The sequence below is a fragment of the Nocardia neocaledoniensis genome (assembly GCF_003182135.1).
GTDB classification, from domain to species: Bacteria; Actinomycetota; Actinomycetes; order Mycobacteriales; family Mycobacteriaceae; genus Nocardia; species Nocardia neocaledoniensis.
Genome location: NZ_QGTL01000004.1, coordinates 574250 through 599606 on the forward strand (window position 1 = coordinate 574250; position 25357 = coordinate 599606).

Annotated in this window: 24 protein-coding genes; 17 read left to right on the forward strand and 7 right to left on the reverse strand. The window is 68.8% G+C overall.

Annotation, left to right across the window (positions count from 1 at the left end; all coding sequences use genetic code 11):
- Positions 1 to 28: 28 nt before the first annotated feature.
- The 4 genes from DFR69_RS14655 to DFR69_RS14670 form a co-directional block, all read right to left on the reverse strand.
- Entirely contained in the window at positions 29 to 1717 is a 1689-nt protein-coding gene (locus DFR69_RS14655; protein ID WP_110038055.1) for an ABC transporter family substrate-binding protein, read from the reverse strand.
- An 82-nt stretch (positions 1718 to 1799) separates the two neighbouring features.
- Positions 1800 to 3644, reverse strand: coding sequence for an ABC transporter ATP-binding protein (locus tag DFR69_RS14660; RefSeq protein ID WP_110038056.1), 1845 nt, complete (start codon positions 3642 to 3644; stop codon positions 1800 to 1802).
- Positions 3641 to 4609: an ABC transporter permease gene (locus tag DFR69_RS14665; RefSeq protein WP_110038057.1), complete on the reverse strand. Its 969-nt coding sequence runs from the start codon at positions 4607 to 4609 to the stop codon at positions 3641 to 3643. Before DFR69_RS14665 ends, DFR69_RS14660 begins: the two co-directional genes overlap by 4 nt.
- Positions 4606 to 5583 (reverse strand): ABC transporter permease, encoded by a 978-nt coding sequence (locus DFR69_RS14670; protein ID WP_110038058.1) that lies wholly within the window; start codon positions 5581 to 5583, stop codon positions 4606 to 4608. The genes DFR69_RS14665 and DFR69_RS14670 overlap by 4 nt, the downstream gene beginning before the upstream one ends.
- A gap of 77 nt (positions 5584 to 5660) precedes the next feature.
- On the opposite strand from DFR69_RS14670, the gene DFR69_RS14675 reads away from it, so the two are divergent.
- Positions 5661 to 6497, forward strand: a complete 837-nt coding sequence (locus DFR69_RS14675; protein WP_373867085.1) for an HAD family hydrolase — start codon at positions 5661 to 5663, stop codon at positions 6495 to 6497.
- A gap of 66 nt (positions 6498 to 6563) precedes the next feature.
- On the opposite strand, the gene DFR69_RS14680 is transcribed toward DFR69_RS14675, so the two are convergent.
- Positions 6564 to 8945 (reverse strand): N-acetylmuramoyl-L-alanine amidase, encoded by a 2382-nt coding sequence (locus DFR69_RS14680; RefSeq protein ID WP_244198255.1) that lies wholly within the window; start codon positions 8943 to 8945, stop codon positions 6564 to 6566.
- A gap of 237 nt (positions 8946 to 9182) precedes the next feature.
- Between DFR69_RS14680 and DFR69_RS14685 the strand changes: the two genes are divergently transcribed.
- A complete protein-coding gene (locus DFR69_RS14685; RefSeq protein WP_110038060.1) occupies positions 9183 to 10655 on the forward strand; it encodes a SpoIID/LytB domain-containing protein in 1473 nt (490 codons plus the stop codon).
- A gap of 42 nt (positions 10656 to 10697) precedes the next feature.
- Here DFR69_RS14685 and DFR69_RS14690 read toward each other — a convergent pair whose 3' ends face one another.
- Positions 10698 to 11198, reverse strand: a complete 501-nt coding sequence (locus DFR69_RS14690) for a MarR family winged helix-turn-helix transcriptional regulator (RefSeq protein WP_110038061.1) — start codon at positions 11196 to 11198, stop codon at positions 10698 to 10700.
- Between the two features lie 102 nt (positions 11199 to 11300).
- On the opposite strand from DFR69_RS14690, the gene DFR69_RS14695 reads away from it, so the two are divergent.
- Positions 11301 to 12254 carry an EamA family transporter gene (locus DFR69_RS14695; RefSeq protein ID WP_110038062.1) on the forward strand — a complete coding sequence of 318 codons (954 nt, stop codon included), beginning with the start codon at positions 11301 to 11303 and terminating at the stop codon, positions 12252 to 12254.
- A gap of 8 nt (positions 12255 to 12262) precedes the next feature.
- Here the strand turns inward: DFR69_RS14695 and DFR69_RS14700 are convergent, their stop codons facing one another.
- Entirely contained in the window at positions 12263 to 12889 is a 627-nt protein-coding gene (locus DFR69_RS14700) for a TetR/AcrR family transcriptional regulator (RefSeq protein ID WP_110038063.1), read from the reverse strand.
- A 106-nt stretch (positions 12890 to 12995) separates the two neighbouring features.
- Here DFR69_RS14700 and DFR69_RS14705 point away from each other — a divergent pair, with 106 nt between their 5' ends.
- The 14 genes from DFR69_RS14705 to DFR69_RS14770 all read left to right on the forward strand — a co-directional run bounded on the left by DFR69_RS14705 (position 12996) and on the right by DFR69_RS14770 (position 25127).
- On the forward strand, positions 12996 to 13709 hold the full coding sequence (locus DFR69_RS14705; RefSeq protein WP_110038064.1) for an SDR family oxidoreductase: 714 nt from the start codon (positions 12996 to 12998) through the stop codon (positions 13707 to 13709).
- A 67-nt stretch (positions 13710 to 13776) separates the two neighbouring features.
- Positions 13777 to 14535 (forward strand): MerR family transcriptional regulator, encoded by a 759-nt coding sequence (locus DFR69_RS14710; RefSeq protein WP_110038065.1) that lies wholly within the window; start codon positions 13777 to 13779, stop codon positions 14533 to 14535.
- Between the two features lie 137 nt (positions 14536 to 14672).
- Positions 14673 to 15203 (forward strand): hypothetical protein, encoded by a 531-nt coding sequence (locus DFR69_RS14715; RefSeq protein WP_146229288.1) that lies wholly within the window; start codon positions 14673 to 14675, stop codon positions 15201 to 15203.
- A 30-nt stretch (positions 15204 to 15233) separates the two neighbouring features.
- Positions 15234 to 15659, forward strand: coding sequence for a hypothetical protein (locus DFR69_RS14720; protein WP_110038067.1), 426 nt, complete (start codon positions 15234 to 15236; stop codon positions 15657 to 15659).
- 9 nt (positions 15660 to 15668) lie between these two features.
- Positions 15669 to 16205 carry a hypothetical protein gene (locus tag DFR69_RS14725; RefSeq protein WP_110038068.1) on the forward strand — a complete coding sequence of 179 codons (537 nt, stop codon included), beginning with the start codon at positions 15669 to 15671 and terminating at the stop codon, positions 16203 to 16205.
- A gap of 52 nt (positions 16206 to 16257) precedes the next feature.
- Positions 16258 to 16884 (forward strand): hypothetical protein, encoded by a 627-nt coding sequence (locus DFR69_RS14730; RefSeq protein WP_110038069.1) that lies wholly within the window; start codon positions 16258 to 16260, stop codon positions 16882 to 16884.
- Between the two features lie 31 nt (positions 16885 to 16915).
- Positions 16916 to 17530, forward strand: coding sequence for a hypothetical protein (locus tag DFR69_RS14735; protein WP_110038070.1), 615 nt, complete (start codon positions 16916 to 16918; stop codon positions 17528 to 17530).
- Between the two features lie 413 nt (positions 17531 to 17943).
- The gene (locus DFR69_RS14740; protein ID WP_110038071.1) at positions 17944 to 18237 is read left to right on the forward strand and encodes a hypothetical protein; all 294 of its coding nucleotides are present in this window, start codon (positions 17944 to 17946) and stop codon (positions 18235 to 18237) included.
- Positions 18218 to 18427, forward strand: coding sequence for a hypothetical protein (locus DFR69_RS14745; RefSeq protein ID WP_110038072.1), 210 nt, complete (start codon positions 18218 to 18220; stop codon positions 18425 to 18427). The genes DFR69_RS14740 and DFR69_RS14745 overlap by 20 nt, the downstream gene beginning before the upstream one ends.
- 81 nt (positions 18428 to 18508) lie before the next feature.
- A complete protein-coding gene (gene glf / locus DFR69_RS14750) occupies positions 18509 to 19726 on the forward strand; it encodes a UDP-galactopyranose mutase (RefSeq protein ID WP_110038073.1) in 1218 nt (405 codons plus the stop codon).
- Positions 19723 to 21648, forward strand: coding sequence for a glycosyltransferase (locus DFR69_RS14755; protein ID WP_110038074.1), 1926 nt, complete (start codon positions 19723 to 19725; stop codon positions 21646 to 21648). The genes glf and DFR69_RS14755 overlap by 4 nt, the downstream gene beginning before the upstream one ends.
- Before the next feature lie 89 nt (positions 21649 to 21737).
- Positions 21738 to 22250, forward strand: a complete 513-nt coding sequence (locus tag DFR69_RS14760; protein ID WP_110038301.1) for a phosphatase PAP2 family protein — start codon at positions 21738 to 21740, stop codon at positions 22248 to 22250.
- A gap of 26 nt (positions 22251 to 22276) precedes the next feature.
- A complete protein-coding gene (locus DFR69_RS14765; protein ID WP_110038075.1) occupies positions 22277 to 23209 on the forward strand; it encodes a decaprenyl-phosphate phosphoribosyltransferase in 933 nt (310 codons plus the stop codon).
- A gap of 64 nt (positions 23210 to 23273) precedes the next feature.
- Positions 23274 to 25127, forward strand: coding sequence for an arabinofuranosyltransferase AftB family protein (locus tag DFR69_RS14770; protein ID WP_279629847.1), 1854 nt, complete (start codon positions 23274 to 23276; stop codon positions 25125 to 25127).
- The last annotated feature ends 230 nt before the right edge of the window (positions 25128 to 25357 follow it).

The following is a 25357-nucleotide window of genomic DNA, read 5'->3' on the forward strand; positions in this document are numbered from 1 at the left end:
GTCTTCGCTGCACGAGCAGGACGTCTGGCTACTTGACGAATCCGACCTTGGTGTAGTCGTAGGACGCCAGTCCAGGCGCACCGTAGTTCGCGAGGGTTTCCCGCGCCGCGACCGTACCCGCGGATTGCACGATGGGCAGGGAGAAGCCTTCCTCGAAGATCATTCGATCGGCCTTGTTCGCGAGTTCGATCGCCTTCTCGGGGTCGAGTTCGGCGATGATCTCCTTGATCAGGGCATTGAGTTCGGGTGAACCGATCCGGCCCTTGTTGCTCAGCGGGTTCGCCGGGTCGTATGCGTAGATCTGCGGGAGCGCGCCGAGCGGGAAAATGCTCTTCGACCAGACGAACTGGGCGATATCGAAATTGCCGGGATCGATCACGTCGGTGAAAAGTCCACTGCCCGGATAGGTTTCGATGATCAGCTTCACGCCGATCGCCGCGAGGTTCTGCTGCGCGATCTGCGCGATCTGCGTCCAGGTGTCGGCCTGGTACATCACATCGCGGATCTCGAGCTTGCGGCCGTTCTTCTCCCGGACGTCACCGTTCAGCTTCCAGCCCAGCTCGTCGAGCATGCGCGCGGCCTCGGCCGGGTCGTAGGCCACCGACTGCGCGTTGTCCTGATAGCCCTTCTGCCCGACGAGGAACAGGTGGTTGTTCAGTGGCTTCGGATCGCTCACGATGCCCTGCTGAGTGGCGGTGGCGATGGCCTGACGGTCGATGCCCTTGGAGATCGCGATCCGCAGTTTCGGATCCTCGAGGATCGAGCCCGGCGCACCGTTGAAGGTGAAGTGCGAGAACCGGTTGGCCGGCGCCCGGCGCACCTTGATACCGGGGGTGCCCGTCGCGGTGGTGACCTCGTCGATGCCGCTGAGTCCGGTCACGTCGAGCTCGTTGTTCTGCAGCGCGTTCAAGCGCGCCTCGTTGGCGAGGACGCTGTAGGTGACGGTGTCCAGCTTGGGCGTGTCGCCCCACCACTTCGGATTGCGGCTCAGCACGATCCGCTGCTGGGCGCGGTCGATCGAGGAGATGAGGAACGGACCCGACGAGAGCGGCATCTCGGTGCGGTACATGTCCTCGAAGGCCTGCGGCGTCTCGGTCATCTGCCGCGGGTACAGCGGGTTGAACAGGCCCTTCCATTCCGCGTAGTGCTCGGCGAACGTGACGATCGCCTGGCGGTCGTCGACGCCTCGCTCCACCTTCTCGACACTGCTGTACCCCTGGCTGGCCGAGATCTTGAAACCAGGGTCGCGCCCGCTCAGCGCGTTCGCCTGGGCGCGGAGGTCTTCCCAGGTGATCGGCGAACCATCGGACCAGACGGCCTTCGGGTTGATCGTGTAGACGATCTGCTGCGGATTGGTGTTGGTGAGCTGGACGTCGATGTAGTAGTTGTGGTCGATCGTCAGGTTGCCCGCGGCGTCGGAGTTGATCGTGCCGGGCAGCGCCCAGCCGGTGAGGTCGCTGACTTCGCCGTCGGCATCGACATGCATGCTGTTGAAGGTCGGCGGAAAGCCGGTCAGCGCCAGCCGCAGGTTGCCGCCGTCGCGGAGCCCGTCGCGCTCGACTGGGTTGATGTCGTTGACGGCGCCGATCGAGCTCGATCCCGACTCGACACTGGTGTCGGAGGTGCACCCACCGAGAATCAGCGCCAACGCGACGACCGGAACGGCGACTCGGAACCCGGCTCGACGAAGCCGGGAAGCGTAAGAGGTATGGGTCATTTCGTTCCGATCTTCACGGGGTCGAACGTTGTCGAACCGGGGGTGCCGTCGCAATCCGTTGGTTCTCATGGCGCCTCCTGGCTCAACCGCTGACGACGGGTTCCGGTACGGCCGCGATCAGCGAGCGGGTGTATTCGTGCTGAGGATTGGCGAAGATCTGCTCCGCTGGGCCGGATTCGACGATCTTGCCGCGCAGCATGACCGCGATGTCGTGGGCGAGGTTGCGGACCACCGACAGGTCGTGGGAGACGAACAGGTAGGACAGGCCGCGTTCGGCTTGCAGGTCGCGCAGCAGGTTCAGCACGCCGGCCTGGATGGACACGTCTAGCGAGGAGACGGGTTCGTCCAGGACGAGCAGTTCGGGGTCGAGGGCCAGGGCGCGGGCGATGCTGATGCGCTGTTTCTGGCCGCCGGAGAAATCGGCGGGGTAGCGCTCGGCGTGCTCGGGGCGCAGGCCGACCTGGCGCAGCAGTTCGGGCACCCGCCGGTTGACCTCCTCGTGCGAGCGGCCGTCGATGCGCAGCGGTTCGGCGAGCGCGTCGAAGATCGGCAGGCGCGGGTCGAGGGAGGCGCTGGGATCCTGGAAGACGATCTGCATCTTGCGGCGGATCTCGCGGGTGCGAGCCTTGGTGAGGGTGGCGACGTCGGTGCCGAGCACCTCGATGGTGCCCGCCTGCGGGCGCACCAGGTCCATGATCTGGCTCAGCGTGGTCGACTTGCCCGACCCCGATTCGCCGACCAGCGCCAGCGTGCGCCCGGCGCGGACGCTGAAGCTGATGCCGTCGACCGCGCGCACCTCGCCGGTCTTGCGGCGCAGCACCACGCCGGAGGTGAGCGGGAAGGTCTTCACCAGGTCGGTGACCCGCAGCACCACATCGGAGTCGACGGCCTCCGGCTTCGGCGGCTCCGGGATCTCCTTGCGGTAGGCCTCGAACAACTGCGCGGTACCGACCTCGGCGGTGCGGATGCAGGCCACCGCGTGCCGGGGCGCCACCTTCTCCAGCGGCGGTTCGGCGGCGGTGCAGTCGTCGATCGAGATCGGGCAGCGCGGTGCGAACGAGCAGCCGCGCGGCAGCGCGTGCATGGCAGGCGGAGCGCCGACGATCGGGATGAGCGGACTGCGTGCCGGACCGTCCATGCGCGGGATGGACCCGAGCAGGCCGACCGTGTACGGCATCCGCGGCGCGGTGAAAAGCTCCGCGACCGGGGCGGTTTCGACGACCTTGCCCGCGTACATCACCGCCACCCGGTCGGCGATGGTGGCCGCGATGCCCATGTCGTGGGTGATCATGATGACGCCCGCACCGGTGATGTCGCGCGCCTTGCGCAGCAGGTCGAGGATCTGGCGTTGCACCGTGACGTCGAGGGCGGTGGTCGGCTCGTCGCAGATGATCAGCGCCGGGTCGTTGGCGATGGCCATCGCGATCACCACGCGCTGGCGCATGCCGCCGGAGAACTCGTGCGGGAAGTTCCGCGCGCGCAGCCGCGCGTCGGGGATACCCACGAGTTCCAGCAGGTCGATCGCGCGCTCGCCCGCCTCCTTGCGGGTCATCGAACCGTGCGCGAGCAGAGCCTCGGCCACCTGGTCGCCCACCCGGTACACCGGCGTCAGCGCCGAGAGCGGGTCCTGGAAGACCATGCTGATCGAGGAGCCGCGCAGCTTGGACATCTGCTTGTCGCCCAGGCCGAGCAGCTCGCGACCGCGCAGCCGGATCGAGCCCTGCACGCGTGCCTGTTCGGGCAGCAGGCCGATCACGGCGAGCGAAGACACCGACTTGCCGGAGCCGGATTCGCCGACGATGGCGAGCACCTCGCCGTCGGCGACGGTGTAGTTCACCCCGCGCACCGCTTCGACACGGCCTTCCTCACCGGGGAAGGAGACGCGCAGGTCGGTGACTTCGAGCAGCGGCGCGGTCGAGGTTGTCATCGCTTCTCGGCTTTCTTCAGCTCCACCTTCGCCGCGTCCTTCTGCTCGGCGACCTCCTTGCGCGCCTTGCGGGCGCCCCGCGCGCCGGGGTCGAAGGCATCGCGGAGGCCGTCGCCGACGAGGTTGGCGCACAACACGATCGTGATCAGCAGGCCACCGGCGAACAGGAACAACCAGGGGTAGGTGAGGGCCGACTTGGTGCCCGCGGCGATCAGCGAACCCAGCGATACGTCGGGCGGCTGCACGCCGAAACCGAGGAAGCTCAAGCCGGTTTCGGCGCTGATGGCGGCGCCGACGGCGAGGGTGGTGTCGATGATCAGGATCGAGGCGATGTTCGGGAGGATGTGGCTGATGATCACCTTGTGCGTCGGCGCGCCCATATACCGTGCGGCACGGACGAATTCGCGATCACGCAGACTCAAGGTCAGGCCGCGGATGATGCGGGCGGCGATCATCCAGCCGAACACGCTGAGCAGCACGATCAGGATCACGATCGACCCGGAGCCCTTGGTGCGCGGCGCGAACAGCGCGATGATGATGAAGGCGGGCACGACCAGCAGCAGGTCGACGATCCACATGATGGCGCGGTCGGTCCAGCCGCCGAGCAGCCCGGCCAGCGCACCGGCGGTGGAGGCGATGATGCTGGCGAAGATCGCCACGCAGAAGCCGATGATCAGCGATTTCTGCAGCCCGCGCATGGTCTGCGCGAGCACGTCCTGGCCGATCTGGGTGGTGCCGAACGGATGCTCGGCGCTGGGCGGCTTCAGCAGGGCCTTGTAGTCCATCTGCTGGTAGTCCCACGGCAGCAGCGGCGGCACCGCGAAGCTGGCGATCAGCAGCAGGAGCAGGACCACCGCGCCGACCACGGCGGGCTTGTTGCGCAGGAAGCGCCGCCAGACCAGTTTGCCGCGCCCGGCCGCCGCGTTCTCCGGCGCGCCGACGGCGATCAGTTCGGTTTCGGTCATGAGACACGCACCCTCGGGTCGAGAAATGCCAGGACGATGTCGGAGAGCAGACCCGAGACCAGCACCACCAGACCGGAGAACGTCGCCACCGTGACGACGATGTAGAGGTCCTGGGCGTTGATCGCGTCGACGAACCATTCGCCGACGCCGTGCCAGCCGAAGATCTTCTCGACGAAGGTCGCGCCGGTGATCAGGCCGCCGAGGCTGTAGGCGAACATGGTCGCCATCGGGATCAGCGCCGTGCGCAGGCCGTGTTTGTACAGGGCGCGGCGATGACTGAGGCCCTTCGACCTGGCGGTGCGGATGAAATCGCTCTGCAGCACATCGAGCATGGCGTTGCGCTGATACCGGCTGTAACCGGCCGCGGCGCCGAGCACCAGCACCAGCGTCGGCAGCACGAGATGCTGTGCGCGGTCGACCATCTGATTCCAGAAGCCGACGACCTGATTCGCCGAGGTCTCGCCGGTATAGAGGAAGATCTGCGTGCCGGTGGCGGTATTGACCTGCAGCGCACCGTATTTCAGCAGGGTGGCCAGCAGGAACACCGGCGTCGAGATGATCAGCAGCGAAAGTATCGTCGTGAAATAGTCACTGAACTTGTACTGCCGGATCGCCCCCGCCGCGCCGATCAACACACCGAGCACGGTGCCGAGCACCGAACCGAGGATCAGCAGCCGCAGGCTCACCGAGACGCGACGGCCCAATTCCTCACTCACCGGCTGCCCGGCCAGCGTGGTCCCGAAATCCCCTTGCACGACGCCGCCGAGCCAGGTGAGATAGCGCTGTGGGACCGGCTCGTCCAGATGCAGTTCCTCGGCCTTCGCGTCGATCACGGACTGCGGCGGACGTGGATTGCGCTGCTCGAGACTGTCGAGCGGACGGAACGTGAGCGAAGCCAGGCTGAACGTGAGGAACGAAGCCAGCAGCAGGAGCACGACGTAGTTGAGCGCGCGCCGCAACAAGAAGCCGGTCATCAGTCCCCTCTGGATCGGGTGTTCAGGCCCTGATCATAAGGACAGTCCGGCGTCGGCGTGTGGCGACGTGCGGCAGGATGGAACGGATGACGCCCGTGCACCCGAAACCGCAGCTGGTCGCCACCGATGTCGACGGCACCCTGATCGACGACGTCGACAAGGTATCGGCCCGTACCAAAGCCGCCGTCGCCGCGCTCGTCGCCGACGGGGCCACGTTCGTGCTCGCGACCGGCAGGCCGCCCCGCTGGATCGAGCCGGTCGTCAGCGAACTCGGGTACGCGCCGCTGGCGGTGTGCGGCAACGGCGCGGTCATCTACGACAGCGCCAGTGATCGCGTGCTGTCCAGCCACACCCTCGACGTCGACACCCTGGCCTGGCTGGCCGAACTCGCCGAGCGCGCGCTACCCGGGTGCGGGCTGGCGACCGAGCGCGTCGGCGCGAGCGCGCACGACGCGGCCACCCCGCAGTTCGTCAGCTCGCCCACCTACGAGCACGCCTGGCTCAATCCCGACGACACCGTCGTCTCGCACGCCGAGGTCATCGACGCGCCGGCGATCAAGATGCTGATCCGGCTCAGTTCCGCCCGTAGCTCCGAGATGCGCGCCGCGCTGGCCCCGCTGATCGGCGACCGCGCCGAGATCACCTACTCCACCGAGAACGGGCTGATCGAGCTCGCGGTCCCCGGCATCACCAAGGCGTCTGGCCTGGCCGAGGTGGCGCGCCGGGTGGGCGTGGCGGACTCCTCGATCGTCGCGTTCGGCGACATGCCCAACGATGTGCCGATGCTGACCATGGCCGGGATCGGGGTGGCGATGGGGAACGCGCATCCGGAGGCGCGGGCCGCGGCCGACGAGGTCACCGGGCGCAATGTCGACGACGGGGTGGCCATGGTGCTCGAGCGCTGGTGGGGCTAGCGACGACGAACAACGGCCGGTGCCCTCGCTCGGAGGGGCACCGGCCGTTCTTCGCCTGACCGGGTGTCAGCCGGCCGGGGCGGGTTCCGTGGCGGCGGGCGGCTGGGCCGGCGCCGGCTCGACGGGGGTGGCCTGCGGCGTCGCCGGGGCCTGCGGTTCGGTCGGCGCCGGTGCGGCCGGAGTCGCGGGCACCGTCGACTTGGGGGCCGTGGTGGCCGGCGCCTGCTCCGGCTTGCCGTTCATGCCCTCCATCTCGGCCTTGTACGTCTCGTTGTAGGTCTTCCAGAACGTGGTGACGATGCCGGTGAGCTCGTTCAGCACCAGCGAACCGTTCTGGAAATCGGTGCGCAGTCCGTCCGGCACGAGGTAGGCGCTGCCCGTCGGCAGGCCGAGCACGCCCGCGTCGCCACCGAGACTCAGGTAGCGATCCAGGATCGCGCCGACCACCTCGAAGACCTGGCCGTTCTCGCTGGAGAACACATAGCCGTTGGCGAACTTCGCGTACTGGCGGCCCTCGGCGCCGGAGATCAGGTCCGACTGCGGCGCGCCGAGCGGGCCGTCGACACCGCCGCGACTCACCCAGTGCCTGGCGATCTCGTTCTCACCGGAGAGGCCGAGCAGCTTGTCGACCAGCGCGCCCAGCTCCGCCATGTTGCCCTGCGGCGCGCGGGCCTGCTGGCTCGGCGGCCGGGCGGGTGTCGCCGGGGAGGAGTAGGTGCCCGTGTTGCTCGCGGCGATGCTGCGGATGCGGTCCATCAGCGAGTAGGCCGCGTCGCCGGGGCAGTCGGTGTTGCCGACATCGCGGTGCGCGAACACCACCGGCAGGTCGACAGCCTCGTCCTGGGCGTAGGGCGTGAACTCGGTGCCCTCGGAGTACATCGTGGTGTGGCCCTTGGGATCGAGCCCGGCCACCTTCGAGCGCCAGCCGATGAACTTGCCGATCGCGTTGATCGCTTCCTCGCTCGGCGTCTCCGACTCGTAGTTGCCCATCAGCGCGACGCCCGCGGTGTTCTCGTTGAAGCCACCCGCGTGGGCGCCCTGCACGGCGCGGTCGAGACCGCCGTAGCGGCCCTCGAAGATCTGGCCGTACTGGTCGACCAGGGCGTTGTAGCCGACATCGCACCAGCCGAGGGTCTCGGCGTGATAGGCGTAGATCGCGCGCACGATGCCCGCCGACTCGGCGCGGCTGTAGTCGTTGCGACCCGCCGTGTGGTGCACGGTGATGCCGCCGAGGCCGTCGTCGTAGGTGGGTTCCTGGCAGCGGATCGACTCGTCGGCGCCCCACTGCGCGCGGGTGATCACCTTCGGGCCGCCGCCGGGCAGCGCCGCGGCGACATCGTTGAGCGCGGCGTCGATGGCGGCGCGGCCCGGGTTGATCAGCACGGCCTTGAGCGCGGCCTCGGTGACGTGCGCCGGATCGTGGTCGGGGGCCGCGGTCGGCTTGCGGGTCACCAGCATCTGCACGGCGGTGGTCTCGCCGACATAGATCGGTTCGGTACCCGTCGGGGCACCGGCCGGAGTCTGGTCGGTGGCCCTGGTGTCGATCGGATCGGCGTTGTACCAGGGACCCCAGTTGCCGTCGGGCTGCTTGGCGCGCAGCTTGGTGGTGGTGTTCACCATGTCGCGCGCGGTGAGCGCGACCATGCTGAACGGGGTCTCCTGGGAGAGTTCCTTGACCTGCGCGCCGACCTGATCGATGAGGTCGGGGCCGACCGCGCCGGGGGAGAGCGCGGGGGTGTCGGGGGTGGTGCCGGGCTCGAGGTTGGCCGGGTCGGCGATGAATTTGGTGCCCGCGGGGCGGTTCTGGGCGACCGGGCCGCCGGCGGGCGCGGTGGTCGTGGGTGCGGTGGTGCTGGGCGCGGCCGGAGCGGCGGGCGCCGGAGCCGCGGGTGCGGCAGGGGCGGGTGCGGCTTCAGCCGGTGCTGCGGGCGCCGGGGCTTGCGCGGCTGGTCCGGGTGCGGCCGGGGCCGGTGCGGGCGGCTGGGTCGGCGGGGCGGTCTGGACCGACGTGCTCGGGGCGGGCGGACGACCCGGCGCGCCGTTCTGCTGCGCGGGTGCGCCGTTCTGCGGCGTCGGTGTGGCGGTGGTCGTCGGCTGGGACTTGTTCGGAATCGGCGGCAGCGGGATCTCGGTGGGCAGCGCCACGCCCGGCGGCACCGGGATTCCCGGCGGCACCGGGATCGAGGTCGGCAGCGGCAACATCTGCAGGTCGGACAGGTGCAGATCGGGCAGGTCGAGGCCGGTCAGCTCACGCAGCGGAATCGTGATGTCGGGAGCCGAGTTCAGCGCGACCTCCGCCAGCTGGGTCGGGACGGCGGCGAGCTGGGAATCGTTGGTGCTGCGGTAATCGGTCGAATCGCTCAGTGCGAACGCGCCGATGGGCGCTGCGACCGCGAGCGTGGTGACCACCGGGAGCACGTAGGAACGTTTCGGCTTTCGGTATCGCACGTGCCTTCTCCAATCACGGTCGAGCTCGTAGACCTTGGTGGCATCCGGACCATTCCCGGCAAGTGATGCTTGCTTCCTATCGCCTCACACACCACACTAGTTAACATACGTCACACATCTCAACCTCTACTTGAGGATTATGTGATTGCTCGAATGTAGCCTTCGGAACCCGCTCGGCCGCGACGACATGCCGACGCGAGCGCCGCCGGTCGAACACCGAAACCGTGGGAGCGCAAGATGAGAGCCGACTTCAAGATCAACCGCAGGACCCGCCGCGGCACCAGGCGCCGCGCGGTGCCGATGCTGCGGACGGTGCCGCTGCCGGTGCTCGTCGGCGGTTCCGCGCTGGCGCTGACCGGCGCGATCGGGCTGTGGCAGGTGCTGCCCGGGCAGATCGCGCCGACAGTCGGGGCCGGTCACGGACGCGGGATGAGTCAGGTCGGCGCGTTCGACAACGCGCGTGCGGGCTGGAGCGCCGAGGAGATCCTCGGGCACTACTACCCCGGTGCTGAATTCGGCCAGATCGGGCCGACGACGATCGGCGTCCGATTACAGGCGCAGGACGACGCCACCCTCGACACCTTCGCCGCCGCGGGCGCGCAGGTCGCGGGCCGGATGATCGGCCCCAACGAGGCCGCGCATCTGACCCCGCTGCCCGACGGCGGCGCCAGCGTCGTGGTGACCGCGGGCTGCGACGGCGAGGTGCTCTGGCAGGCCGCGACCGACGACCCGTTCGTCTATCCCGTCGACGCCGGGCCGGGCAGGCCCGCCGACGAACACCTGACGCTGTGCGGCGGCACCGCCTATCGCGGCGCGCTCGGCGTCGCGCTGGAGAACGGCGCGTACCGCACCGTCAATCAGGTCGACCTGGACGACTACCTCGCCGGCCTCCTCCCCGCCGAGATGCAGGCGAACTGGGCCGACCAGGGCGCCTTCGAGGCCCTGCGCGCGCAGGCCATCGCCGCCCGTTCCTACGCGCTCGCCGAGAACCGCTACCCCTACGCGCAGACCTGCGACACCACCGACTGCCAGGTGTATCCCGGCACGGTGAAGGAGGACGCGCGGACCACCGAGGCGGTCGCGGCCACGGTGGGCACCGTGCTCCTGCGCGACGGGCTCATCCTGCGCACCGAGTACTCGGCCGCGCCCGACGGCGGCCGCCCCGCCGACATCGAGACCTTCGCCGTCGGCCCGGCGCCGGACGAGCTCGTCGAAACCGCGCCGGCGCCAACGGCTCCCGCCGCGCCGACCCGCCCCGATCCGACCATCGAGGCACTCGCGGGCGAGAGTGCGATCGACACCGAGTACCGCCGCATCGGCGGTCCCGAGAGCTCGATCGGCGCGCCCATCGGCCCGGAAATGCTGCTGCCGCAACGGGCGGGCACCTACCGGATGTACACGAATGGCGTCATCATCGCGACGAAGACCCTCGGCGCGCAGGTGGTCGATTTCTCGACGCTGCTGCAGTTGGTTCCGGACGTAGCCGATCAGTTGCCACCGTCGGCGTCGGCGGATCCGGACACCTCCGAAAGCGATGTGCCGCAGGGGGTTACGCCGGGCGGCCAGGCGCCCGCCGAGCAAACTCCCGGCACGCCGGGCGGGCAGGCGCCGACGGAGCAGATTCCAGCCGAGCAAGTCCCGGTCGAACAGGCGCCGACGGAAAGTGTTCCGCCCGAGCAGGTTCCGGCGGTACCGGCACCCGCCGCATAGGCCGGAACCGAGGTGAACCGCTGCTGATCAGGTCGGAAGCGATCAGTCGAGGGTTGTGTCGCCCAGTCCGACGGCGAGCGTCCGGAGCAGACCTTCGAGCTGTGCGCGATCCTCGGTGCCGAGGGAGGCGAGCAGGCGCTGCTCGTTCGCCATGTGGAGCGGCAGCAGCTCGTCGACCAGTGCGCGTCCTTCGTCGGTGAGCTGGACGAAGACCGAGCGCCGATCGTCGGCGCAGGGGGCGCGGCGCACGAGGTTCTTCGCGGCCAGGCGGTCGATGCGATTGGTGATCGCGCCCGAGGTGACCATGGCGGCACGGTTGAGCGCGCCGGCGGTGAGGCCGGCGTCGCCCCCGGAGCGGCGCAGGGTGGCGAGCACGTCGAACTCCCAGAATTCCAGCCCGTGAGCCGCGAAGAAGCGTTTGAGCTCCTGGTCGAGCAGGCGGGAGAGCCGGGTGATGCGCCCGACGATCGCCATCGGTGAGGCGTCGACGTCCGGGCGCTTTTGCGCCCAGTGGTCGGTGATCAGGTCGATCGCGTCCCGCATGCGATTTCCTCTCGATTGAAACTCTTAATGTTCATCTACTTGACGTTGAGCCGGTCGGGCGAGTAGATATTTCAACGTTGAGATTATCAATCAGGAGCGAACATGACGATCGCGACCCGCCCGACCGGCTACGCGGGCACCCTCGCACTCACGGCCATCACCCCCATCGTGTGGGGCTCCACCTACGCGGTCACCACCGAGTTCCTGCCGCCGGACCGGCCGCTGTTCACCGCGCTGGTGCGCGCCCTGCCCGCCGGTCTGGTGCTGCTCGCGTTCACCAGGACGCTGCCGCGCGGCGCCTGGATCGGCCGGGCGGCGGTGCTCGGCGTGCTGAACATCGGCGCCTTCTTCCCGCTGCTGTTCGTCGCGGCGTACCGGCTGCCCGGCGGCGTGGCCGGGGTGCTCGGTGCGGTGGCCCCGATGTTCGCGCTCGGTCTCGCGGCCGTGCTGCTGGCCGAGGTGCCCACCCGGCGCAAGCTGATCGCGGGCGTGATCGGTGTCTTCGGGGTGTCGCTGGTGGTGCTGCGCGGCACGGTCGAGCTCGACCTGATCGGGGTCGCCGCCGGGCTCGCAGGCGCGGCCTCGATGGCGGCGGGCACGGTGCTGACCAAGAAGTGGGGGCGGCCCGAGGGCGTCGGTCCGCTGGCCATGACCGGGTGGCAGCTCACCGCGGGCGGCCTGTTCATCCTGCCGCTCGCCGTGCTGATCGAAGGCGCCCCGCCCGCCCTCGATGCGCAGGCCGTCGGCGGCTACCTGTACCTCGGCGTCATCGGCACCGCGCTCGCCTACTGGCTGTGGTTCCGCGGAATCTCGCGCGTACCAGCCACTTCGGTGGCGTTCCTCGGTCTGCTGAGCCCGATGTCGGCGGCGGTGATCGGCTGGATCGCGCTGGGCCAGGCGCTCACCCCGCTGCAGGTCCTCGGCCTCGCCGTCGCCCTCGCCGGGACGGTGCTCGGCCAGATCCCGTCGAAGGTGGCGGGGGAAACCGTTGCGGTGCAGCTCGATTCGGCGGCTCCCGCACCTGACGGGCCGCGGCCGCTCGTCGCGGCGCGCTGACCCGACTCTCAGCCGCGCATCACCTGCATCAACTGGTCCTCGGTGAGGGCTGGAACGGGCAGGGGGTGCGCGGCTTTCGCGCGCAGGCCGTCGAGGATGAGGGCGAGATTACGCCGCCACAGGTCGGGGGCGACGCTCGCGGTCGCGGTCAGCACGCTGGTGTGCGACCAGGTGATGAAGGCGATGTCCTCGAGGGTCCAGTCCGCGCGCAGCGCGCCGGCCTGTTGGGCGCGGGCGATGATCCGGCGCATCAGTTCGTGCCCGTGCGCGCGGGCGCGTTCCAGTGCCGGGCTGGGCGGGGCGCGCAGGGCCAGGTCGCCGAGGATGCGGTCGTTCGCCTGTAGCGCGCAGATGCCCTCGACCAGGTGGACGAACGACTCCCACGGGTCGTCGATCTCGAGGGCCTCTTCGGCGATGCGGGTGCCCGCGCCGACCCGGTCGTCGACCGCGGCGGCGATGAGTTCGTCGCGGGTGGGGAAGCGGTTGTACAGGGTGCCGATCGCGACGCCCGCGCGTGCGGCGATGTCCTTGAGCGGCGCGTCGAGGCCGCGTTCCTCGAAGAGTTCGCGGGCCGCGGTGACCAGCGCGTCGCGATTGCGCTTGGCGTCGCTGCGCAACGGCTTGTCCTCGGGCATTCGCCGATCCTACAAATCGGCCCGCCGGAATATCTTGAGCCATGGTTCAAGTTAGTGCTAGGTTGCCGATAACTTGAACCAGCACTCAACTTAATGGGGTAGCCGCATGAGTACGCTCGCGATCTTCGGATATGGACCAGGGCTCGGCGCCGGCATCGCGCGGACGTTCGGGCGCCACGGCTTTCGGACAGCAGCGATCGGCCGCGACGCCGCCGCGGCCGCCGAACGGGTGGCGGCGCTGCGGGCGGGCGGGTTCGATGCCGAGCCGTTCACGGCCGACATCACCGATCCCGCCCAGCTCACCGAGGTGATCGCGCGGGTCGAGGAGAAGCTCGGGCCCATCGAGGTGGCGGTGCACGCGGCCGCCGCCGGGATCTCGGTGCGGAGCGCGTCGACCCGCGACGTCGACCGAGCCGCGCTCGAGGTGCCGTTCGCGCTCAAGGTGTACTCGTCGATCCAGCTCGGGCGCGAGCTGTTGCCCGGCATGGTCGCGCGCGGTCGTGGAGCGCTGCTGTTCTCCTCCGGCGCGTCCGAGGCGAATCTGCAGCCCTACCTGGCCAATATGGGCGTCGCGCTCGGTGCGCAGCGGGCCTATGTCCGCCAGTTGGCCGCGGAGCTGGACGGCACGGGCGTCTACGCGGGGCTGCTCGCGATCGGGTCGCTCATCGAGCACAGCGCGGTGCAGGAGCAGGTCGACGCGCACCCGGAGCTGATTCCGGACGGGATGGTGCTGCCGCGCATCGGCAATGCCGAGCTCGGCGCCGCGTACTGGCGGATGTACACCGAACGCGACACCGTGGAGGTCGAGATCGGGTTCTGATTTCGGTGTTGACATTGACGTAGCGTCAACTTGCAGACTGGTCTCATCGACGAGAAAGGAGCTGGTCATGGCGGGTGAATGGTCCATCCAGGACCTCGCGAAGGCCGCGGGCACCACCAGCCGGACCCTGCGCCACTACGGGCAGCTCGGCCTGCTGGAGCCGAGCCGGATCGGCGCCAACGGCTACCGCTACTACGACCAGAACTCCCTGATCCGCCTGCAGCGCATCCTGCTGTTGCGCGAACTCGGCCTCGGCCTTCCGGTGATCGCCGAGGTTCTCGCCGGTGAACAGGACACCGCGGGCGCACTGCGAACGCACCTGGAACTGCTTCGGCAGCAACAGGATCGGATCGCGCGCCAGATCGAGTCGGTGTCGACCACGTTGCACAAGACCGAAAGAGGTGAACCACTCATGGCCGCAGAGGTTTTCGACGGCTTCGACCACACCCAGTACAAGGACGAGGTGACCGAACGCTGGGGCAAGGAGGCCTACGAGAGCGGCGACCGCTGGTGGCGCTCGCTCACCGAGGCCGACAAGCAGACCTTCCTGCAGACCCAGCTCGACATCGCCGCCGACTTCGGAAAGGCCCACGCCGCAGGTCTTCCCGTCGACGGCGAAACCGTCCAGGCCATCGTCGAACGGCACCGCGCCTGGCTCGGCGACGGCACCCAGGGCAGACCCGTCACCGACGAGTACCTGGTGGGCCTCGGCGAAATGTACGTCGCCGACCCGCGCTTCCGGAAGAACTACGACGTCCACGGCGACGGCACCGCCGAGTACATCCTCGAAGCCTTCCGCGCCTACGTCGCGGGCAAGTCGGCCTGAGGGGCCGACGGTCGTGCGGGCGTTCGATGAGCGGAAACCGCGCTCGGACCTTTCGCGTCCGAGCGCGGTTCTCGTCGCGTCCGCATAGGCTCCTTGCGGTGCCCGGGTGCGGGGCCGCTGTCGAATTCGGGGGAGCAATGAACATTCAGCATGGGCCGCAAGGCTTTCCACCGCCGCGTCGCCGTATCGACTCGTCGCCGCCCGCATCGGCCTTGGTCGCGGGGATCTGTGCGCTCCTCGGCGGCCTGGTCGGATTCGTCTGGGTGCAGATGGGTCTCTCCGGGCTGTGGGTCGTCGAGGAAATACGAGATCCGAAGGTCGATATCGACTGGGACGGGAGGCAGCTGGAGAACCAGCTCGAACTCGGCATCGGCGCGGTCTTCGTGGTGCTGCTCGGGCTGGGTGGCGTGCTGTTGCTCGCTCGGCGCGCGGCCGGGCTGACGATGGTGACCGTCGGCAGCGGCCTGGGCTTCTTCGCCTGTGTGGGCCCGCTGATCGTCGAAGACGACCTGTTGCTGAAGGGCGTCCACGCCGGCCTCGCTGTGGGCTGCGTGCTGATCCTGGTCACGGCGCTGCTCCCGGCGACGGACCACTGGATCGAATCAAGGAAGAACGCCCAGCTCATGCCCGTGCACACCCCGCGTTCGCCGGTTCCGCCGTATAACTGACGGCGACGTCGACAAGTAGCGGGGACAGTGGTGGAGCAGGTGCGGCCGGAGGGGCCTTCGCGCGCGGTGACCGCGGTGATCGCGGGGTGGCTCGGGGTGCTGGTCGGGGTGGCCGGGATCGTTGTGGGGTTCGCGACGGCGGTGCTGCGGGCCGTCGGGCGCGAGATCGACCTCGACTATGTGGGCGCGGGGATCGTCGGCGGGCTCGGGGTGGTGTATCTGCTCGGGGCGGCGCTGCTGTTGCGACGGCGGATGCTCGGGCGGCGGGTGCTGATCACCATGACGGCGGTGATGGCGGGGGCGACGCTGCTGGTCATCGTGCTCAACGGGGCCAGTCACGGGTGGCGACTTGGTCCGTTGGACTTCTGGCTGGTCCTCAACGGGGCGATCCTGGCGCTGAGCCTGAGCGAGCCGACGCGCCGCTGGACCACGACGCGCTCGCGGGGCACGGGATAAGTTCTGAGGATGGTCGTGCAGGAAACGAAGTCGACAATCGGTGAGGCGACGGCGATCACCGCCGTGTGCTGTGCCGGGCTGGTCGCTGCCGCGAATCTGGTGGGGGCCTTCGTCCTGGTGCGCTCGTTCCTGCACGACCCCGGCCGGCTCGACGACTCGCTGACGTTGTTCGCCACACTCGGCGCCTTGGTCGCGGCCTTCGCGTTCGGCTACGGCGGCGTGCTGCTGTGGCGGCGTGACGAGTCCGGCCGCTGGATGCTGATCGTCGCCGCGGGCGTCCAGGTCGGCCTCGGCGTGCTCGGCTTGCTGGCCACCCTGGTGAACTACGACCCCGAATACGGCATCCACTGGTTCCCGGCGGAATCGGTGCTCCGCTCGATTCCGGTCGGCCTCGGCGGGGTACCCGGTGCGGTGACGGCGATCGTGAACCACAGCTGGGCAGCCGCCCTCGCCGCGCTCGCCCTCGGCGCGCTCGTGCTGCTTCCCGCCGCGTTGCCCTGGACAGCGGCGTACACGAACGACCGCCAGGCGCCGTCGACCGTATAGTTTCCGCGACGGCGAGCCTGCGCTCACGACACGTTTCACAAGGGGGGATCCGATGGGTTATCCGTATGGACCGCAGCAGGGCGCCGACCCGTACGCGGGTGGGTACGCCCAGCCGGGTTATGCGCCCGATCCCTACGCGGGTGGGTACGCCCAACCGGGCTACGCGCCCGATCCATATGCCGCACAGGCGTACGGAGCGCAGCCCTATCCCTACGGCGCACAGCCTTACGGGTATGGCGCGCCGGTATACGGACAGCCCAGACCTGGTGGCGGTACGGCAATCACGGCCGCGGTGATCTCGTTGCTGATATCGCTGGTCACCTGTGGCGGCATGGCGATCGCCATGGTCGCGGTCACCAGCCTGCGGAATCCGACAGCCGTGAATTTCGCCCCGGCGGCCGGTGGGATGGCGATCGGGTTGCTCTGGCTGCTGGGTTCGATCCTGCTGTTCCGGCGCAAGACCGCCGGTAGGGTGATCCTCATCCTCCTGTCCAGCATCGCTCTGATCGGCGGCGGGATCACGACCGCGATCGGCGCCTCGGGTTCCGGCGAACCGGCGGCCGGGTTGATCGGCGGCGTTGTCGCCCTGTCTATTCCGTTCTTGATCCTGGTCATGGCTGCCGCGCCCGCCACGGGGCGGTGGATTCGCGCAGGCCGCCAGCCCAGGTACCCGTACTGATCGTCAGACCGCTTCCACAAGGGGGATTCGAATGGGTTATCCATACGGCCAGCCGGGCAACGACCCCTACGGTCATGCTCAGCCCGCCTACGGCGACCCGTACGCGCAGCAGGGTTACGGCGCTCCGGCCTACGGTGTCCAGCCCTATCCGGCGCCTGGCTACGAATATGGTTACGGCGGGCCGGGTTACGCGCAGCCGCGAGTCAGCGGCGCCACCGGCATCATCGCCGCCCTGTTGGCCCTGTTCGTGGCGCTGTTCGCCATGATCGGCGTCGCGGTCGGGGCGATCATCGCGCTGAGTTCCGGCTCCATCGACGACGACAGCCGCAATGTCGCGATCGTCGCCTCCGCGATCGCCGCGGTGCCCGCCCTGCTGTGGTTCCTCGGCTCGATCCTGCTGTTCCGTCGCAAGACCTCCGGTCGCGTCATCCTGATCATCATGTCGACACTGGCCCTCGCCTTCATGGGCACGGCGGTCGTCGTCGCCATCGCTGGGTTCGGCGGAGAGGACCCAGCCGCCACCACCCTCGGCGCGGTGGTCGTCGGCACCATCCCGCTGATCATCCTGATCTGCGCCGCCGCCCCCGCCACCGGTCGCTGGATCCGCGCCGCACGCCAGCCCGCGTACGCTCCCTATCCGTACTAGCGCGCGATACGGGGGGATTCATGAGTCGTCCGTCTGGGCCTGATCCGAGTGTGACTGTCTCGCCTGGTGGTGAACCGGCGCCGCCGACTGTGTTCGACGGTCACGTCGATGCGAGGTTCGCTGGGGCGGGAGCGAATCAGCAGGCTCAGCCGGTGCCGACAACCGGCGGTCCAGTCGGCCCGGCGCCGGCGGAGTACGTGCCGGGCCCACATGGCATCGCACCCGGGCATGCCGGTGGTGAATGGTGGCAGGTGCCGATGGCGGGGGAGACTCAGATGCCCGCTCGTCAGGTGCCCGGCTTCGTGCGGCAGGGTGCGGCGGCAGGGCCGGGTCACCCGGGAGCCCGACCACAGGTGACGAGGTCCGCTGGGCTGCCCGCACTCGCACATCGGGCTGCGATAGCGCTCGCTGTGATGCTCGCCGGGTTCGCGGTCGGCGCGACGGCCGGTGGGTTCGAGGCGATCGAGATCATCGGTCCCGGATACCCGGACGATTCCCGCCGGGTCCTGGCCATGACGCTGGCGCACCTGGTCGCCGGGCTGTTCTGGTCGGTCACCGCGTTGCTGCTCGTGATGCGGGTGAAGGCGGGACGGGTGGTGTCCGGAGTCCTCGCGGCCGGCTATCTCGCGTTGAACGTGCTCGGGTGGGATTCGCTGTTCACGATCATGCTCAACAGCGTCATCATCAGTGCGGGATGGATGGGGTGACAGTCTGCTCTTCCCGGGAACCCGGATCGCCGCGATCGGGGCCGTGCTGGCCGCGCTCATGCTCGTTCTCGTGCTGATCTCACTGCTCATCGCCCGCGGGCAGAACCACCCGCCTGTCGGCTACGGGCACCACGGTCACGTCGACAGCCGACCCGGCCCCGCGACACCGCCTCACCACCCCTATCGCTGACCCAGCGGAATCGTCGCAGGTCATAGCCGGGTCGGTGACTCCGCCGGGACAATCGACAGTCTTCCGATACGCTGGGCACCCGTGACCGTCGCATCGTCCCCGGGTAACTCCGACAATTCTCCGTACGACCTGATCGTGGTCGGCTCCGGCTTCTTCGGCCTGACCGTCGCCGAGCGCGCCGCGAACCTGCTGGGTAAGCGGGTGCTGGTGCTCGACCGCCGCTACCACCTCGGTGGCAACGCCTACTCGGAGCCGGAACCGGAAACCGGTATCGAGATCCACAAATACGGCGCGCACCTGTTCCACACCTCGAACAAGAAGGTGTGGGACTACGTCACCCAGTTCACCGAGTTCACCGGCTACCAGCACCGGGTGTTCGCGCTGCACAAGGGGCAGGCCTACCAGTTCCCGATGGGTCTGGGCCTGATCTCGCAGTTCTTCGGCCGGTACTTCACCCCCGACGAGGCCAAGGCGCTGATCGCCGAGCAGGCCGCCGAGGTGCAGACCGCCGACGCGCAGAACCTCGAGGAGAAGGCGATCTCGCTGATCGGCCGTCCGCTCTACGAGGCGTTCGTGCGCGACTACACCGCCAAGCAGTGGCAGACCGACCCGAAGGAACTGCCCGCGGGCAACATCACCCGCCTGCCGGTGCGCTACACCTTCGACAACCGCTACTTCAACGACACCTACGAGGGCTTGCCCAAGGAGGGGTACACGAAGTGGCTGGAGAACATGGCCGCCTCCGAGCTCATCGACGTGCGCCTGAACACCGACTGGTTCGACGTGCGTGACGAGATCCGCGCCGCCAGTCCGGACGCACCGGTCGTCTACACCGGCCCGCTGGACCGCTATTTCGACTACGCCGAGGGCGAACTCGGCTGGCGCACCATCGATTTCGAGACCGAGGTGCTCGAGACCGGTGACTTCCAGGGCACCAGCGTGATGAACTACAACGACGCCGACGCGCCGTTCACCCGCATCATCGAGCCGCGCCACTTCCACCCCGAGCGCGACTACCCGACCGACAAGACGGTCATCATGCGCGAGTTCTCCCGCTTCGCGCAGACCGGCGACGAGCCGTACTACCCGATCAACACCCCCGAGGACCGGTCCAAGCTGCTGGCCTACCGCGAGCTCGCCAAGAAGGAGACCGCGGAGTCGAAGGTCCTGTTCGGTGGCCGCCTCGGCACCTACCAGTACCTGGACATGCACATGGCGATCGGTTCGGCGCTGAGCATGTTCGAGAACGTGCTGCGCCCGCACCTGGAATCGGACGCACCGCTGGTGGACGAGGCATGAGCGAGCAGTCGGTGCTGGAGAACGTGACGACCGAGACCCGCGCCATCTCCCTGCTGCAGCGCGTGATCCTGCCGCGCCCGGGCGAGCCGCTGGATGTGCGGACCCTCTACCTGGAGGAATCCACCACCAACGCCCGGCGTGCGCACGCCACCAGCCGCACCGCGCTCTCCATCGGCGCGGAGTCGGAGGTGTCGTTCTGCACCTACTTCAACGCGCTGCCCGCCAGCTACTGGCGGCGCTGGAGCGTGCTGGACTCGGTGGTGCTGCGCCTGGAACTGGCGGGCCACGGCCGCGTCGACGTGTACCGCTCCAAGGCCGACGGTTCGCGAATCCACGTGCAGGGCAAGGAATTCGCCGTCGCGCAGGGCGCGGAGTCGGTCACCGTCGAGTTCGAGACCGATCTCGGTCCGTTCGAGGACGGCGGCTGGATCTGGTTCGACATCACCACCGACACGGCGGTCACCCTGCTGGCCGGTGGCTGGTACGCGCCGCGGGAGGCGCCGGGCGCGGGCAGCATCGCGGTCGGCATGCCGACGTTCAACCGCCCGACCGATCTGGTCAAGACGTTGGCCGCGCTCGGCTCCGACCCGCTGGTCCTGGACAACATCGCCGCCGTCATCGTGGCCGATCAGGGCAACCGCAAGGTCGTCGACGAGCCCGGCTTCACCGAGGCCGCCGCGACGCTGGGCAACCGGCTCGCCATCCACGACCAGCCCAACCTCGGCGGTTCCGGCGGCTACAGCCGGGTCATGTACGAGGCACTCGAGACCGACGCCGAGTTCATCGTCTACATGGACGACGACATCGAGATCGAGCCCGACTCGATCCTGCGCGCCCTGGCCTTCTCCCGTTTCGCCAAGTCGCCGCTGCTGGTCGGCGGGCAGATGCTGAACCTGCAGGAGCGCTCGCACCTGCACAGCATGGGCGAGGTCGTCGACCGCGGGATCTTCATGTGGTCCTCGGCGCCGAACGTCGAGTACGACCACGACTTCTCGAAGTACCCGCTCAAGGATCGCGACAACTCCAAGCTGCTGCACCGGCGCATCGACGTCGACTTCAACGGCTGGTGGACCTGCGTGATCCCCCGTCAGGTGGCCGAGCAGATCGGGCAGCCGCTGCCGCTGTTCCTCAAGTGGGACGACGTCGAATACGGGCTGCGCGCCCGCGACGCCGGCTACCCGACCGTCACCCTGCCGGGTGCGGCCGTGTGGCACATGGCCTGGTCCGACAAGGACGACGCCATCGACTGGCAGGCCTACTTCCACCTGCGCAACCGCCTGGTCGTCGCCTCCCTGCACCTGCCCGGTGACGGCAAGCCGATGATCGTGAACACGGTCAAGGCCACCCTCAAGCACCTGCTGTGCCTGGAGTACTCGACGGTCGCCATCCAGAACGAGGCGATCCGCGACTTCCTTGCCGGGCCGGAGGGCCTGTTCGACCTGCTGCCGAGCGCGCTGGGCAAGATCCACGCGATGCGCAAGGAGTACCCGGACGCCGTGGTGCTGCCGTCCTCGACGGAGCTGCCGCTGGCCAACCGCCACGGTGTCGGCGCGACAGGCGAACCCGGCAATCCGATCGCGAAGGTCGCGCGCCTGGCCAAGGGCGTGGTGCACAACTTCCGCAAGGCCGACCCGGCCGCGCACGAGACACCGCAGCTCAACGTGCCGACGCTGGACGCGCGCTGGTTCCTGCTCTCCCAGGTCGACGGCGTCACGGTGACGACCGCCGACGGGCGCGGCGTGGTCTACCGCAAGCGCGACCCGCGCAAGGCGGCCGCGCTGCTCAAGGAAGCGATGCGCCTGCGCAAGGAACTCACCGCCCGCTTCCCGGAGATGCAGCAGCGCTACCGGGCCGCGCATGCCGAGCTGACCAGCACGGCCGCGTGGGAGAAGACCTTCGGCCTGAACGGAACCAAGAAGTGAACGCGATCAACCCGGAACTGCCCGAGCTGGAGCTGGCCGAGGAAGGCTGCGGCGGCGAGTGCGCGTGCGCGTGCGGCGAGGCCGAGTACATCGACGTCCCGCTCGAGGTCGGCATCATCAACACCGTGCAGACGACCATCGGCACCAACCCGGCCGTCGTCTCGGCCGCGCGCGGCATGTCGCACTTCGGTGAGCACGCGCTGGGCTGGGTCGGCATCGCGGCCGCGGGCTGGCTGGTCGACAAGCCGCGCCGCAGGCAGTGGGCCGGCGTCGCGGTCGGCGCCGTCGGCGCGCACGCCGCCTCGATCGTGATCAAGCGGATCGTGCGGCGCCCGCGCCCGAACAGCCCCGCGGTGCAGGTCAACGTGTCGACGCCGAGCAAGTTGAGCTTCCCGTCCTCGCACGCCACGTCGACCACGGCGGCTGCGGTGTTGCTCGGAAGGTTGACCGGGCTACCCTTGCCTGCGGTGCTCGTACCGCCGATGCTCCTGTCCCGGGTCGTGCTCGGGGTGCATTACCCTTCCGACGTGCTCGCCGGTTCCGCATTGGGGGCCGCGTCGGCTGCCGCCGTGCTAGCCGCCGAGAAGAGACTCCGACAGTGACCGCTACCGAAAGATCCCTGGCTGAGATGAGCGAAGAACCGTCCGCCGCCGTCCTCGACGAAGGTGTTGTGAAGGGCCCGCCGAAGACACTGGTCGGTGGCGTCATCAAGGCCATGCGCCCGCGTCAGTGGGTGAAGAACGTCCTGGTGCTCGCCGCGCCGCTGGCCGTCGGCCCCGAAGCGGTCGGCGACGCGGGCGTGCTCGCGCACGTCGCGATCGCGTTCGTCGTGTTCTGCATGGCGGCCTCCGGTATCTACCTGGTCAACGACTCGCTCGATGTCGAGGCCGACCGGGCGCACCCGACCAAGCGGTTCCGGCCGATCGCGGCCGGTGTGGTCCCGGTCAACCTGGCCTACGCGCTGGCCGGTCTGCTGCTCGTCGGCTCGATCGCCGGTTCGTTCCTGGCGTCCTGGCACCTGGCCGTGGTGATGGCGATCTACATCGGCATCCAGCTGGCCTACTGCCTCGGCCTCAAGCACCAGGCCGTGCTCGACATCTGCATCGTGTCGTCGGGCTTCCTGCTGCGCGCCGTCGCCGGTGGCGCGGCCGCCGACATCGCGCTGTCGCAGTGGTTCCTGCTGATCATGGCGTTCGGTTCGCTGTTCATGGCGGCGGGCAAGCGCTACGCGGAACTGCAGATCGCGCTGGAGACCGGCGCCAAGATCCGCAAGTCGCTGCAGTACTACACGCCCACCTACCTGCGCTTCATCTGGACGCTCGCGGCTACCGCGGTCGTCATCTTCTACGGCCTCTGGGCATTCCAGCAGGACGAGCTGCGCGACACCCAGTGGTACTCGATCTCCATGATCCCGTTTACCATCGCAATCCTGCGTTACGCGGTCGACGTCGACGGTGGCGAGGCCGGTGAACCCGAAGAGATCGCGCTGGGGGACCGCATCCTGCAGTTCCTCGCTATTGCCTGGATCGGAGCGGTAGGTGTCGCTGTCTATCTCACCTGACGAGATCGTGGTAGCGGAGCAGGAGACAACCGAAGACGAGCGGCTACGCGAGCGGACGACGCGTGTGCCTGCGCGTCTGGCTGTTCTGTCCCGCGCCACCTTCGTCGGTGGGATCGTGCTCACCGTCGTGTTGTTCGCGGTGGGCGCGTGGCAGCGGCGGTGGATCGCCGATGACGGCCTCATCGTGCTGCGCACGGTGCGCAACCTGCTCGCGGGCAACGGCCCCGTCTTCAATGTGGACGAGCGGGTGGAGACCAACACCAGCACGGCGTGGACCTACCTCGTCTGGTTCTTCAGCTGGCTCACCCAGGCCAGGCTCGAGTACGTGGTGCTCGGCGTGGCGCTCACGGTCTCGCTGCTGGCGATGGTGTTCGCCATGCTCGGCACCGCCCGGCTGTGGGGCGGGACGACCGGGCAGCTGCTGATCCCGGCGGGCGCGCTGGTCTACATCGCGCTGCCGCCCGCCCGCGACTACGCGACCTCCGGGCTGGAGAGCGGGCTGGTGATCTGCTGGGTCGGGCTGCTGTGGTGGCTGATGATCCGGTGGAGCCAGGCCGCCGTCGTCCGGGTGCCCGGCCTGCTCGGGCTCGTCTTCCTCGCCGGTCTCGCACCGCTGATCCGGCCCGAGGCCACGCTGATCGGCGTGCTCGCGCTCGGCATGATCTTCCTGGCGCCGATGCCCGCGTTCCGGTTCGGCCCGATCGCGCTGCGCGCGCTGATCGTCGCCGTGGCCGGGATCGTGCCGGTCGCGTATCAGATCTGGCGGATGGGCTACTACGGCCTGCCCTACCCGAACACCGCGGTCGCCAAGGACGCGGGCGGCGCCAAGTGGGGCCAGGGCATGAAGTACTTCTGGGACCTGGTCGGCCCGTACTACCTGTGGATTCCGCTGCTCGTGCTGCTGATCGCCGGCGTGGTCACCGCGGTGGCGCGCGGGGTCGCGGTGCGGCCGACCTGGTCGGTGGCCGGGATCAGGGCGTGGCTGCGCTCGCCGAGTGCGGTCGTGGTCATGGTGCTCGGCAGCGGCCTGCTGCTGACCGTCTACGCGATTCGCGTCGGCGGCGACTTCATGCACGGCCGGATGCTGCTGACCCAGCTGTTCCTGCTGCTGCTGCCCGTCGCCGTGGTGCCGATCCGGCTGCCGGTCGGCGGGCTGCGGGCGTTCAGCCCCCGTGACTGGTCGACCGCGGTCGTGCTGGTCGCACTGCTCGGCACCGCGGGCTGGTCGGTGTACGCGGCGGGCACCACCGCGATCAAGACCGGCACCAAGATCAGTTCGTCGGGCATCGTCGACGAGCGCGTCTACTACGTGCTCAACACCGGCAAGGACCACCCGATCCTGGCCGAGGACTACCTCGACTACCCGCGCATGCGGGCGATGGTCCGCGACATCGCGAACAACCCCAACGGCGGCCTGCTGCTGAACTCGCCGTCGTTCACGATGTGGTACCTCGATCCGCCGCCGCAGCCGATCCCCGAGGGCGGCTCCGGGCACACGGTGTACTTCCTGAACCTGGGCATGACCAGCATGAACGTCCCGCTGGACGTGCGCGTGATCGATCCGATGGGCCTGGCCTACCCGCTGGCCGCGCACTCGGACCGGCTCGCCGACGGCCGCATCGGCCACGACAAGGCGCTGTACCCGGACTGGGTGGTCGTCGACTCGGGCATGGTCGACATCCACCCGTGGATGCCCTGGTACATGGACGAGGAGTGGGTCACCCAGGCGCGCACGGCGATGTCGTGCCCGCAGACCCAGGCGCTGATGATCTCGGTGCGCGACCCGCTCACCTTCGACCGGTTCAAGCACAACCTGCGCAACGCGCTGAACTTCGCGAAGTACCGGATCGACCGGGTGCCGAAGTACGAGATCCAGCGGTGCGGACTCGTCGATCCGTTCCCCGAGCCGCCGCGCTGATCGCACCCTGTGTCACACTGGGCCCACGAGTACCCCGTGGGCCCAGTGATTACACCTCTGGCCAGGATTTTCTCAGTGGCGTTCGCCGCTAAATCACTTTTCGGTAACGCCAGGCTATCGATGTCACGATATGGTCATCGAGAGGAACGGCCCGTCGGCGCACTGGTGTGCCGGTAGTAAGTCGGCGGTCATTTGCAACCGCGGTTCGCGCGAGCCGCACGAGGAAAGGC

Excerpts from the sequence above, each read along its gene's own strand:
- DFR69_RS14655 (WP_110038055.1), bottom strand. The coding sequence starts at position 1,717 with ATGACCCATACCTCTTACGCTTCCCGGCTTCGTCGAGCCGGGTTCCGA.
- DFR69_RS14665 (WP_110038057.1), bottom strand. The coding sequence starts at position 4,609 with ATGACCGAAACCGAACTGATCGCCGTCGGCGCGCCGGAGAACGCGGCG.
- DFR69_RS14730 (WP_110038069.1), top strand. The coding sequence starts at position 16,258 with ATGGGTTATCCGTATGGACCGCAGCAGGGCGCCGACCCGTACGCGGGT.
- DFR69_RS14690 (WP_110038061.1), bottom strand. The coding sequence starts at position 11,198 with ATGCGGGACGCGATCGACCTGATCACCGACCACTGGGCGCAAAAGCGC.
- DFR69_RS14755 (WP_110038074.1), top strand. The coding sequence starts at position 19,723 with ATGAGCGAGCAGTCGGTGCTGGAGAACGTGACGACCGAGACCCGCGCC.
- DFR69_RS14715 (WP_146229288.1), top strand. The coding sequence starts at position 14,673 with ATGAACATTCAGCATGGGCCGCAAGGCTTTCCACCGCCGCGTCGCCGT.
- DFR69_RS14685 (WP_110038060.1), top strand. The coding sequence starts at position 9,183 with ATGAGAGCCGACTTCAAGATCAACCGCAGGACCCGCCGCGGCACCAGG.
- DFR69_RS14660 (WP_110038056.1), bottom strand. The coding sequence starts at position 3,644 with ATGACAACCTCGACCGCGCCGCTGCTCGAAGTCACCGACCTGCGCGTC.
- DFR69_RS14675 (WP_373867085.1), top strand. The coding sequence starts at position 5,661 with ATGGAACGGATGACGCCCGTGCACCCGAAACCGCAGCTGGTCGCCACC.
- DFR69_RS14695 (WP_110038062.1), top strand. The coding sequence starts at position 11,301 with ATGACGATCGCGACCCGCCCGACCGGCTACGCGGGCACCCTCGCACTC.
- DFR69_RS14740 (WP_110038071.1), top strand. The coding sequence starts at position 17,944 with ATGCTCGCCGGGTTCGCGGTCGGCGCGACGGCCGGTGGGTTCGAGGCG.
- DFR69_RS14725 (WP_110038068.1), top strand. The coding sequence starts at position 15,669 with ATGGTCGTGCAGGAAACGAAGTCGACAATCGGTGAGGCGACGGCGATC.
- DFR69_RS14705 (WP_110038064.1), top strand. The coding sequence starts at position 12,996 with ATGAGTACGCTCGCGATCTTCGGATATGGACCAGGGCTCGGCGCCGGC.
- DFR69_RS14710 (WP_110038065.1), top strand. The coding sequence starts at position 13,777 with ATGGCGGGTGAATGGTCCATCCAGGACCTCGCGAAGGCCGCGGGCACC.
- DFR69_RS14670 (WP_110038058.1), bottom strand. The coding sequence starts at position 5,583 with ATGACCGGCTTCTTGTTGCGGCGCGCGCTCAACTACGTCGTGCTCCTG.
- DFR69_RS14735 (WP_110038070.1), top strand. The coding sequence starts at position 16,916 with ATGGGTTATCCATACGGCCAGCCGGGCAACGACCCCTACGGTCATGCT.
- DFR69_RS14700 (WP_110038063.1), bottom strand. The coding sequence starts at position 12,889 with ATGCCCGAGGACAAGCCGTTGCGCAGCGACGCCAAGCGCAATCGCGAC.
- DFR69_RS14765 (WP_110038075.1), top strand. The coding sequence starts at position 22,277 with ATGAGCGAAGAACCGTCCGCCGCCGTCCTCGACGAAGGTGTTGTGAAG.